Source organism: Shigella sp. FC1567 (assembly GCF_001743015.1).
GTDB lineage: Bacteria > Pseudomonadota > Gammaproteobacteria > Enterobacterales > Enterobacteriaceae > Escherichia > Escherichia coli.
In genome coordinates this window covers 54,135-65,154 of record NZ_MIIV01000502.1, presented here as the reverse complement: position 1 = coordinate 65,154, position 11,020 = coordinate 54,135, and the positions used below count along the sequence as shown (strand labels likewise).

5 protein-coding genes and 2 pseudogenes are annotated in these 11,020 nt (G+C 52.4%); all 7 read right to left on the bottom strand.

Annotated features, from left to right (window positions below; translation table 11 throughout):
• Positions 1–307 (bottom strand): transposase (locus BHE85_RS21565; RefSeq protein WP_032219445.1); only part of this gene is annotated, 307 nt, incomplete at its 3' end.
• A gap of 55 nt (positions 308–362) precedes the next feature.
• A pseudogene (gene dmsB / locus BHE85_RS21560) lies at positions 363–701 on the bottom strand (dimethylsulfoxide reductase iron-sulfur subunit DmsB); the annotation flags it as partial.
• Positions 702–711: 10 nt separating this feature from the next.
• Positions 712–3,156 (bottom strand): annotated as a pseudogene (gene dmsA / locus BHE85_RS21555) (dimethylsulfoxide reductase subunit A).
• Between the two features lie 238 nt (positions 3,157–3,394).
• On the bottom strand, positions 3,395–4,687 hold the full coding sequence (serS, locus tag BHE85_RS21550; RefSeq protein ID WP_000886683.1) for a serine--tRNA ligase: 1,293 nt from the start codon (positions 4,685–4,687) through the stop codon (positions 3,395–3,397).
• Between the two features lie 90 nt (positions 4,688–4,777).
• The gene (rarA, locus tag BHE85_RS21545; RefSeq protein WP_000067756.1) at positions 4,778–6,121 is read right to left on the bottom strand and encodes a replication-associated recombination protein RarA; all 1,344 of its coding nucleotides are present in this window, start codon (positions 6,119–6,121) and stop codon (positions 4,778–4,780) included.
• Between the two features lie 10 nt (positions 6,122–6,131).
• Positions 6,132–6,743, bottom strand: coding sequence for an outer membrane lipoprotein chaperone LolA (lolA, locus tag BHE85_RS21540; protein WP_001295343.1), 612 nt, complete (start codon positions 6,741–6,743; stop codon positions 6,132–6,134).
• A 154-nt stretch (positions 6,744–6,897) separates the two neighbouring features.
• The gene (locus BHE85_RS21535) at positions 6,898–10,926 is read right to left on the bottom strand and encodes a DNA translocase FtsK (RefSeq protein WP_039064030.1); all 4,029 of its coding nucleotides are present in this window, start codon (positions 10,924–10,926) and stop codon (positions 6,898–6,900) included.
• Between the last annotated feature and the right edge of the window lie 94 nt (positions 10,927–11,020).

The following is an 11,020-nucleotide window of genomic DNA, read 5'->3' as shown; positions in this document are numbered from 1 at the left end:
CGAACTCCGCCTTCGCAAAATAAGCGGAAGCCTGGCGAAGGATATCGTTACTGCGGCGCAGTTCACGATTTTCACGTTCCAGCTCTTTCAGACGCTGACGTTCAGCGGTGGTGAGCCCGCCATCACCGCCTCCGGTATCCCGCTCATGCTGGCGTACCCAGACACGCAGAGTCTCCGGTGTACAGCCAATCTTTGGGGCAATGGAACAAATTGCCGCCCACTGTGAGTCATATTCGCCCTGACTTTCCAGAACCATACGAATCGCCCTCTGACGGACTTCGGGGGAAAAACGAGTATTTTTAGTCATCCTGTTTACCTCTTTCTCAGGGAGTTTAGTCTCCAGGATTCCCGGGGCGGTTCAGTGCGCCATACGGGCAAGCCATATGGCAGTAGCGGCAGCCAATGCACACATCTTCATCGACCACAACAAAACCATCTTCACGTTTATGCATCGCACCGCTCGGGCAGACTTTAGTACAAGCCGGATCTTCGCAGTGGTTACATGAAATCGACAGATAGTAGGCAAACACGTTCTGGTGCCAGACACCGTTATCTTCCTGCCAGTCGCCGCCAGCATATTCATAAATGCGGCGGAAGCTGACTTCTGGCGTCAAATCTTTGTAGTCTTTACAGGCCAGCTCGCAGGTTTTGCAACCGGTGCAACGGCTGGAATCAATAAAAAATCCATACTGGGTTGTCATCGGTTACTCCTTACACCTTTTCAACCTGAACAAGGTTTGTATGTGACGGATTCCCCTTAGCGAGAGGAGACGGACGTTGAGTGGTCAGTACGTTGATACAACCGCCCTTATCGACACGTTTTGTATCCGGGTCATACCAGGCACCTTCACCCAGTGCGACCACACCCGGCATCATTCGTGGCGTCACTTTCGCCTCAATATGAACCTCACCAAGATCGTTAAAGATCCTGACTTTATCGCCGTTGTTGATACCGCGTTTTTGCGCATCAAGCGGGTTGATCCACATTTCCTGACGGCAAGCTGCTTTCAGCACATCAACGTCGCCGTAAGTTGAGTGAACGCGAGATTTATAGTGGAAACCCGTAAGCTGCAGCGGATACTGTTTGTTCAACGGATCCTGATAACTTTCAAAGCCCGGCGTGTAGATCGGCAGTGGATCGATCACATCTCCTTCTGGCAATTCCCAGGTAGCGGCAATGTCAGCCAGCGCCTGCGAATAAATCTCAATTTTGCCCGATGGCGTGGTCAGTGAATTTGCCTGAGGATCTTCACGGAAAGCTTTATAAGCAACGTGGTGCCCTTGTGGGTCGCGCTTTTTAAAGATCCCCTGCTTGCGGAACTCTTCAAACGTTGGTAGTTCAGGAATCGCTTCCCGCGACTGGGCATACAGATGCCGCATCCACTCTTCCTGTGTACGGCCTTCAGTAAACTGTTGCTCAACGCCAAGACGTTTTGCCAGTTCGCTGGTCATTTCATAGATGGTCTTACATTCAAAGCGCGGTTTAATCACCTGATCGTTGAAAATCACGTAAGACATATTCCCGCAGGATGCATTCAGCGCAAAGTCCATCTGTTCGGAAGCGGTGCAGTCAGGCAGCAGGATGTCAGCATATTTCGCCGATGAGGTCATGTGGCAGTCGATAACCACAATCAGCTCGCACTTCTTATCATCCTGAAGGATTTCATGGGTACGGTTGATTTCAGAATGCTGGTTAATCAGGCAGTTACCGGCATAGTTCCAGATCATTTTGATCGGCACATCCAGCTTATCTTTCCCGCGTACACCATCACGCAGCGCCGTCATTTCCGGGCCACGTTCAATGGCATCGGTCCACATAAACATCGAAATGCTGGTCTGGATCGGGTTTTCCAAGGTCGGCATACGGACAAACGGTAAGCTGTATGAACCTTCACGCGCGCCGCTGTTGCCTCCGTTAATACCAACGTTACCGGTCAGAATCGCCAGCATCGAGATAGCACGGGTTGCGATTTCACCGTTAGCGTGACGCTGCGGGCCCCATCCCTGGCTGATAAACGCCGGTTTGGTACTGCCGATTTCACGAGCCAGTTTGATGATTTTGTCTGCCGGAACACCGGTGATTTGTGAGGCCCATTCCGGTGTTTTAGCCACGCCATCTGGCCCTTCACCCAGAATATAAGCTTTATAGTGGCCATTTTTCGGCGCACTGGCTGGCAGGGTTTTCTCATCGTAGCCAACGCAATATTTATCGAGGAATGCCTGATCCACCAGGTTTTCAGTGATCATGACGTACGCCAGACCGTTAACCAGTGCGGCATCTGTTCCCGGACGAATAGGGATCCACTCATCTTCGCGCCCGGCACCGGTGTCGGTATAGCGCGGATCGATGATGATCATGCGGGCATTAGATTTCTGGCGTGCCTGTTCAAGATAGTAAGTCACCCCACTGCCACTCATTCGCGTTTCGCCAGGGTTATTACCAAACAGCACTACCAGCTTACTGTTTTCGATATCCGACGGGCTGTTGCCATCTGCCCAGCCGCCGTAGGTATAGTTCAAACCTTCCGCAATTTGCGCGGAGGAGTAGTCGCCGTAATGGTTCAGATAGCCGCCGCAGCAGTTCATCAGCCGCGCGACCAGGGTATTTCCCGGCGGCCAGGAGCGGGTCATGGTGCCGCCCAGCGTACCGGTGCCATAGTTCAGATAGATAGACTCGTTGCCGTACTCTTTGATCAGGCGCTGCATATTGGTCGCGATGATGTCGTAGGCTTCTTCCCAGCTAATGCGCTCGAATTTGCCTTCACCGCGCGCCCCGACTCGTTTCATCGGATATTTCAGGCGGTCCGGATTGTAGACACGGCGACGCATGGAACGCCCACGCAGGCAGGCGCGAACCTAGTGCAGGCCGTCGTAATTGTCATCGCCGGTATTGTCCGTTTCGACATATTTGATTTCACCGTCCACGACGTGCATACGTAGCGGGCAGCGACTACCACAGTTAACTGTACAGGCGCTCCAGATAACCTTTTCGTCTGATTTTGTTGGAATGGCGCTATCGACAGCGTGCGCAATCCGACTAAAAGGTAATGTTAATGCGCTGCTGGCCATTGCCAGGCCGCCGATCGCTGTCGTTTTTACCAAACCACGGCGACTCACCTCAGCAGCCAATACCGCATCAGGGATTTTCGTTTTCATAATGGCTCACTCAAGCTTGCTCACGATTGATTCCAGTAACAAACCGTATTGTGTAATTATTTCTATAGCAGCTCGCTATATAGGCTTGTATACATAGAATAATTTGAAAATCAAAGAGATAGGTAGATTTTCACTCGAAAGTAGTATTACGTGTAAGTGAGGAGTAATTATTGTTCGGTATCAAAGGGAGACAAAAAAAGCGCCCGCAGGCGCTTTTTAGATTCAGAAAAATTGGGTATTAGCCAATATATTCCAGTCCGTTCATATACGGACGCAGAACTTCTGGTACTTCAATACGACCATCAGCCTGCTGATAGTTTTCCATTACTGCAACCAGCGTACGACCAACAGCCAGACCAGAACCGTTCAGGGTATGAACCAGACGGGTTTTCTTGTCCGACTTGCTGCGGCAACGTGCCTGCATACGACGTGCCTGGAAATCCCAAACGTTGGAGCAGGAAGAGATCTCACGGTAGGTGTTCTGTGCCGGGATCCATACTTCCAGGTCATAGGTTTTGCAAGCGCCAAAGCCCATGTCGCCGGTACAAAGGATGATTTTACGGTACGGCAGGCCCAGCAGCTGCAGGACTTTTTCTGCATGACCAGTCATCTCTTCCAGCGCCGCCATTGAGTCTTCCGGGCGCACGATCTGCACCATTTCAACTTTGTCGAACTGGTGCATACGGATCAGACCACGGGTGTCACGACCATATGAACCGGCTTCAGAACGGAAGCATGGGGTGTGGGCGGTCATCTTAATTGGCAGATCATCTTCATCGATGATTTCACCGCGCACCAGGTTAGTCAGCGGAACTTCTGCCGTTGGGATCAGCGCATAGTTACTGGTGTCTGCTTCTTCTTCCAGCGGACGAGTATGGAACAGATCGCCAGCAAATTTCGGCAGCTGACCCGTACCGTACAGCGTGTCCTGGTTAACCAGGTACGGAACATAGTTCTCACTGTAGCCATGCTGTTCGGTATGCAGATCCAGCATAAACTGCGACAGTGCGCGGTGCATGCGAGCAATCTGCCCTTTCATTACCACAAAGCGGGAACCAGTCAGCTTAACTGCAGCTGCAAAGTCGAGGCCAGAGTGCATTTCACCCAGCGTCACGTGGTCACGAACTTCAAAGTCAAACTCACGCGGGGTACCCCAGCGGCTGACTTCAACGTTGTCATTTTCGTCTTTACCTACCGGCACTTCATCTGCAGGCAGGTTAGGGATGGTCAGCGCGATATCGCGAATTTCAGCCTGTAAAGCATCCAGCTCGGCTTTTGCTGCATCCAGCTCTTCGCCCAGTTTGTTCACTTCCAGACGTAAAGGCTCGATATCTTCCCCGCGCGCTTTCGCCTGGCCAATGGATTTCGATCGGGAGTTACGCTCCGCTTGCAGGTTTTCCGTTTTGACCTGCAATACTTTACGACGCTCTTCGAGAGCGCCCAGCTTATCTACATCCAGCTTAAAGCCCCGGCGTGCCAGTTTTTCAGCGACTGCGTCTGGCTCATTACGCAGCAGATTGGGATCGAGCATGCTTATCCTGTGCTTATCGAATTAAATGGGAGATGTGGCCACAGCCTGCGACCACAGGGATACAGTAACAACATTACCGCAACGATAACATTAACGGTAGCGTTTTATGGGGCTATTTTGATCCTGTTCAGCCAGCCAGGCGAGCTTTTCGCCAATCTTGCCTTCAAGGCCCCTGTTTGTCGGGAAATAATAGCGTGTTTGTGCTATTTCCCGCGGGAAGTAAACCTCACCGGCAGCATAAGCGTTTGCTTCATCATGAGCGTAACGATATTCCTGCCCGTAGCCCATTTCCTTCATTAATTTCGTCGGCGCATTACGCAAATGAACCGGCACGTCATAATCCGGACGTTCGCGAGCATCCGCCAGCGCAGCTTTAAACGCAGTGTAGACAGCGTTGCTTTTTGGCGCGCAGGCCAGGTAAACAATCGCCTGAGCAATGGCGCGTTCACCTTCCGCCGGGCCAACGCGAGTAAAGCAATCCCAGGCTGCAATTGCCACCTGCATCGCTCGTGGATCAGCATTACCCACATCTTCAGACGCAATCGCCAGACAGCGACGCGCAACATATAACGGATCGCCACCGGCAGTAATAATTCGCGCATACCAGTACAGCGCCGCATCGGGTGCGCTACCACGTACCGATTTATGCAGTGCGGAAATGAGATCGTAAAAGCGATCACCTTTGTTATCAAAGCGGGCACTACGTTCACCTGCGATTTCGGTCAGTAATTCAGGCTTCAGGACCCGCTTACCGCTATCATCGACTTCGGCCATATCCGCCATCATTTCCAGCGTATTTAACGCCCGGCGCGCGTCGCCATTCACCAGTTCAGCAATGGCGCGTCGTGTTTCATCTGGCAGAACAATATCCTGACCACCATAGCCACGGGTTTTGTCTTCCATCGCCTGAGTTAGTACTTGCTCAATATCCTCTGTACTCAGGGATTTCAACAGATAGACACGGGCACGGGAAAGCAGTGCCGAATTAAGCTCAAACGACGGGTTTTCAGTGGTTGCGCCAATAAAAGTGATGGTGCCGTCTTCAATATGTGGCAGAAATGCATCCTGCTGGCTTTTGTTGAAACGGTGAACTTCGTCAACAAAAAGAATAGTGCGGCGACCTGCATTGCGGTTTTGCCGGGCGCGCTCGATCGCCTCGCGAATCTCTTTCACGCCAGAGGTGACGGCAGAAATACGTTCCACATCAGCGTTCGCATAGCGGGCAATCACTTCAGCGAGAGTTGTTTTGCCGGTACCCGGTGGCCCCCAGAGGATCATAGAATGCAGATGCCCGGCTTCGATAGCGCGCGGCAACGGCTTCCCCGCAGCCAGCAAATGTTGCTGGCCGATATACTGTGCTAAATTTTCTGGCCGCATACGCGCGGCCAGAGGTTGAAAAGTATTATCCGAAAAATCGAGCGACAGATTGCTCACTCAGGTGCCTCTACTTACGTTGATCATCTACCGTGACGCCTTGCGGCGGGGTGAAGGTAAATTTCGCTGCATCCACAGCCCCATTTTGCTGGGATTTCAGTTGATAACTGCTGCGCTGATCGTCCTGCTCCACCGCGCTAAACTGATGGATTGTGCCATCACGTCCCACGTTAATGGTGAACTGCTTCAGATTGCCATTGCTGGCTTTCGGCGTCAGGACAAAGTCATCGCCATTCTGTTTGATATTGTACTGCTGCCAGTCGCTGGACTGGTTGCGGGCAATCAGCATAAACGGCGTATTACCGGTGGCATCTTTCAGCCAAGTTGCCGTAGCTTGCTCAACGAACGGGTTATAGAACCACAGTGTTTTACCGTCAGAAACCAGAATGCTTTCATCAGGTTGTGTCATATGCCAGTTGAATAAGTTTGGACGTTTCACCCACAGATCGCCCTGACCTTCCTGCACCGCCGCACCGCTACCGTCAGTCACTTTTTGTGTGAAGCTGGCGTGGAAGCTGCTGACTTTATCCAGGCGGCTTTTCAGATCGCTTGCGGCATCAGCCCAAACGCTGCTTGCTACTAAGCTTGAGAGTAATGCACAGGTGATGGCAATTTTTTTCATCATTATTCCTCAAATTACGTCACTCCCGATCGGGAGTTCCCTCTACTCTCTATTCCAGGCTAATAATCAGCTTGAGGAAAAAAGAAAATACTGAATTTTCAGTTGATAGAGTGCCGGATGCGACGCTACCGCGCCTTATCCGGCAATGCATTAATTAGTCAAACGGCGGTGGGGCCAGCACTTCACGATTACCGTTGTGCCCCTGTTCGCTGACAATCCCCTGCGCTTCCATCTGTTCGATAATACGCGCTGCACGGTTATAACCAATGCGGAACTGACGCTGTACGCCAGAAATTGACGCTTTGCGTTTTTCAGTGACAAACTGCACCGCCTGATCGAACAACGGATCCAGTTCTTCAGCGCCATCGAAACCGCCCGCGCCACCTTCGCTTTCACTGTCGGAAGTGATGCCATCAACATACTGTGGGCGACCACGCGCTTTCCAGTCCTGCACCACGGCATGAACTTCCTGATCGCGAACAAAAGCACCATGGACACGTACCGGCAACGTGGAGTTCGGCCCAGAGTAGAGCATATCCCCCATCCCCAGCAGTGATTCCGCGCCAGCCTGATCAAGAATGGTACGTGAGTCAATCTTACTGGATACGGTAAAGGCGATACGGGTCGGAATATTCGCTTTAATCAGACCAGTAATAACATCAACCGATGGACGCTGAGTTGCCAGTACGAGGTGGATACCCGCGGCACGGGCTTTTTGCGCCAGACGTGCTATCAGCTCTTCCACTTTTTTACCTACCGTCATCATCAGGTCGGCAAATTCGTCAACCAACACCACAATGTATGGTTCTTTTTTCAGCACCGGATGCTGGGCATCCATACTGTCACCCGGCTTCCAGTACGGGTCTGGAATCGGACGCATCATGCGATCGGCTTCAGCAATTTTTTCGTTATAACCCGCCAGATTACGCACACCCAGCGCAGACATCAGTTTATAACGACGCTCCATCTCGTTAACACACCAGCGCAGCGCGTTGGCGGCATCTTTCATATCAGTAACGACTTCCGTTAACAGATGCGGAATGCCTTCATAAACCGAAAGCTCCAGCATTTTCGGGTCGATCATGATGAAACGCACATCTTCTGGCTGTGCTTTATAAAGCATGCTCAGGATCATCGCGTTCACACCGACAGATTTACCGGAACCGGTAGTCCCCGCAACCAACAAGTGCGGCATTTTCGCCAGATCGGCAACCACCGGCTCACCGGCGATATCTTTACCCAGCACCACGGTTAATGGCGACGGATTATCGCGGAATTTGGCGTTATCCAAAACTTCGCGCAGATAAACGGTTTGTCGTTTTTTATTTGGTAACTCCAGACCTACATAGGGTTTGCCAGGAATAACTTCAACGACACGCACCGCCACCGTCGAAAGTGAACGGGCAAGGTCCCGTGACAAGTTAGAAATGCGCGCCGCTTTTACGCCAGGAGCCAGGTTAAGTTCAAAGCGAGTGATAACCGGCCCCGGAGAGTAATTGACGACATCGGCTTTAATACGGAAATCAGCCAGACGCGCTTCCACCAGGCGAGCCATTTGTTCAAGCACAAAGGTATCTACCGGCTCCACTTCGCTCGGCGGCGGTGTCAGCAAATCCAGAGAAGGCAGCGGCGTCGTCGGTTTATGCAACGGACGGCTGTCGCCATTACGCATCAACAGCGGATGAAGCAGGGTATCCTGCTGCTGCGGTGCAACCGGTTGTTGCGGCTGCTGATATTGTGGCTGCGGCGCAACCTGCTGTTGTGGCTGCTGATACTGCGGCTGCGGCGCAACCGGCTGTTGCGGCTGCTGATATTGCTGCTGTGGCGCAACCGGCTGTTGTGGCTGCTGATACTGCTGCTGCGGTGCAACCAGTTGTTGCGGCTGCTGTACAGGTTCAACAATTGGCGTAAACAACGGTTCGTGTGGACCATCATCCAGCAACGCTTTCATTGGCGAAAATTCAAAATCATCCAGCGAGAACGGATTCGCCCCAGCCGGTTGTTCGCCGGAATAACGTTGTTGTTGAGTTTGCGCAAACTGACGAGCCAGTTCAGCCTCTGCCGCAGCATCTGCATCTTCTGCGTTTACGGGCACATCATGTTGATACTGTTCGCCATAGCGTTGCTGCTGTGTCTGGGCGAACTGACGTGCCAGTTCATCCTGCTGCATCGCATCGATTTCATCATCGTTATACTGATCGCCAGAATCATACTGATTGCGCCGGGCTTCACGGGCTTTCTCTTCCGCCGCACGCTGTGAGGGCAGCTTAATACCGTAAGACGCCAGTTCACGACGAGTTGGCACGCGAATACGTTTCGGTCGTGGCAACTGCGGGCCAATTCCCTCTTTGACTTGCGGACGCGGTCCACCGCTATTTGCCAGACTGAAGACTGGCGCGGCAACGGTTGCGGCAGCCCCCGTCGCCAGTGTCGCTTTTTTCACGCCAGATGCCAGCGGAGAAACAGCGGCAGCGGCTTCTACTGGAGGTACTGCTGCAGCAGAAGGCGCTTTCAACGAAGATTTGATCGGTTCTGGTTCTTTAACCGGTTCTGGAATCGGTTGATACCAGGCCGCAAGTTGTTCACGTTCACGGGCTCGCTTCTCTTCCACTTCTTCAAAATAGTAAAGCGGCGGACGCGCGGGTTTTGTCTCTTCTACAACGGGTTCAGGCTCCACAACAGGCTGCTGTTCAACGGGTTGCGGCTGTTGGTACAACGGCTCCTGAGCGGCTGGCTGCTGATAAGTTTGCTCAGTCTGGTATGTAGACTGTGGAGCAAAAGTGGATTGCTGCTCTTCGGCTTGCCAGGCGTTACCTGCCACCGGTTGTTCTGGCGCAGGGGCATAATACGGCTGTTGCGCAGGCTGTTCCGGCGCAGTTGCGTAATACGGTTGCTGAACAGGTTGTTCCGCCGCAGGAGCGTAGTAAGGTTGTTGCACAGGTTGTTCAGCTGCAGGCGCATAATACGGCTGCTGTGGCTGTACAGGTTGTTGCAGCGGCTCATTATATTGCACTGCAGGCTGCGCATATTGTGGCTGCTGTGGGTAACCTTCCGGTGCAGGAGCAATAACCGGCTCTCCCGTTTGTGGACCCGGTACAGGCTGCCAGGCTACTGTAGGTTGCGAAGGTGGAACATCAACAGAAGTAACAGGCGGCGTCTGGGTCACAGGTTCAACCGGCGCAGCCCAGCTTTGTGTCGCCGTGGTAGCAGCAGCTGCTACAGCAACAGGTTCGGTAATTGGCGCACCGTTTAATAATGGATCGTATTCGTCATATTCTGGCTGCGTTGCACGATTGCCCGAAAATAGGACGTCGTCCGGGTCGGCAGCCACACCGCGTGCAGTGTAGATAATCTCTTCTTCATCATCCATCCGCTTACCGGAGAACAACGCAGCGTCTGTTTGCCGCCCCATCGGATTAATGAATTTTTCCGCCAACCGTTTACGACGCGCTAGCGCGCCGCGAAGAATACGGGCACGGCGTGATTCATGCTGTTTGCCGTGGTTTTCATCTTCATACTCTTCGTCATCTTCATATTCATCTTCATCGACCCAGGTATCATCGCGACGGGTACGATTACTGGCGAAGGTGAGAATGTTTAAAATCCAGCCGCCGAGTTTTTCAGCAATGGTCACCCATGACCAACCGGTGAACAGCGTCAGGCCCGCAGCCCAAACGCAGAGCAGCGCAATAGTTCCCCCGCTACTGTGTAGCAGTGGTTGTAACGTAGTGCTTAGTAAGCTGCCAATGACGCCACCGGAGGCAAAATACCAGATATCGTCAGCGTTGATTGCCGCCAGACCACAGGAGGTAAGGATGAGCGCCAAAACGCCAATGATGCGTAACGAAACGGCAAAATAATCAATGTATTCGTCACTGGACTGATGACGCCAGGCAAACCAACAACCGCCGACAATAATGACGGGAATGGTGTAAGCCATCACGCCAAAAATAAAGAACAGCGTATCTGCCAGCCACGCACCGGGCATCCCACCTAAATTATGGATAGGTTCATGCCAGGCCGTTTGCGACCAGCTGGGGTCCGAAGGGTTAAAGCTTAGTAAGGCAGCCATCAACCAGACGGCAAACAGGACAATAAGGATCAGCAACGCTTCCAGAAGGCGACGGCCGCTACTTAACTTTGTCAATGTGACTTCTTTGTCTTCAGTGTATTCCTGGCTCAAGAAAGGCTCTCCAGGTTACAGGCTTTTCCTGCCCGATGCTAAAACGGACAACAGTACCAGGTTACCCCAGTACTGTTGCTGTATGGATTAACAG

Excerpts from the sequence above, each read along its gene's own strand:
- serS (WP_000886683.1), bottom strand. The coding sequence starts at position 4,687 with ATGCTCGATCCCAATCTGCTGCGTAATGAGCCAGACGCAGTCGCTGAA.
- lolA (WP_001295343.1), bottom strand. The coding sequence starts at position 6,743 with ATGAAAAAAATTGCCATCACCTGTGCATTACTCTCAAGCTTAGTAGCA.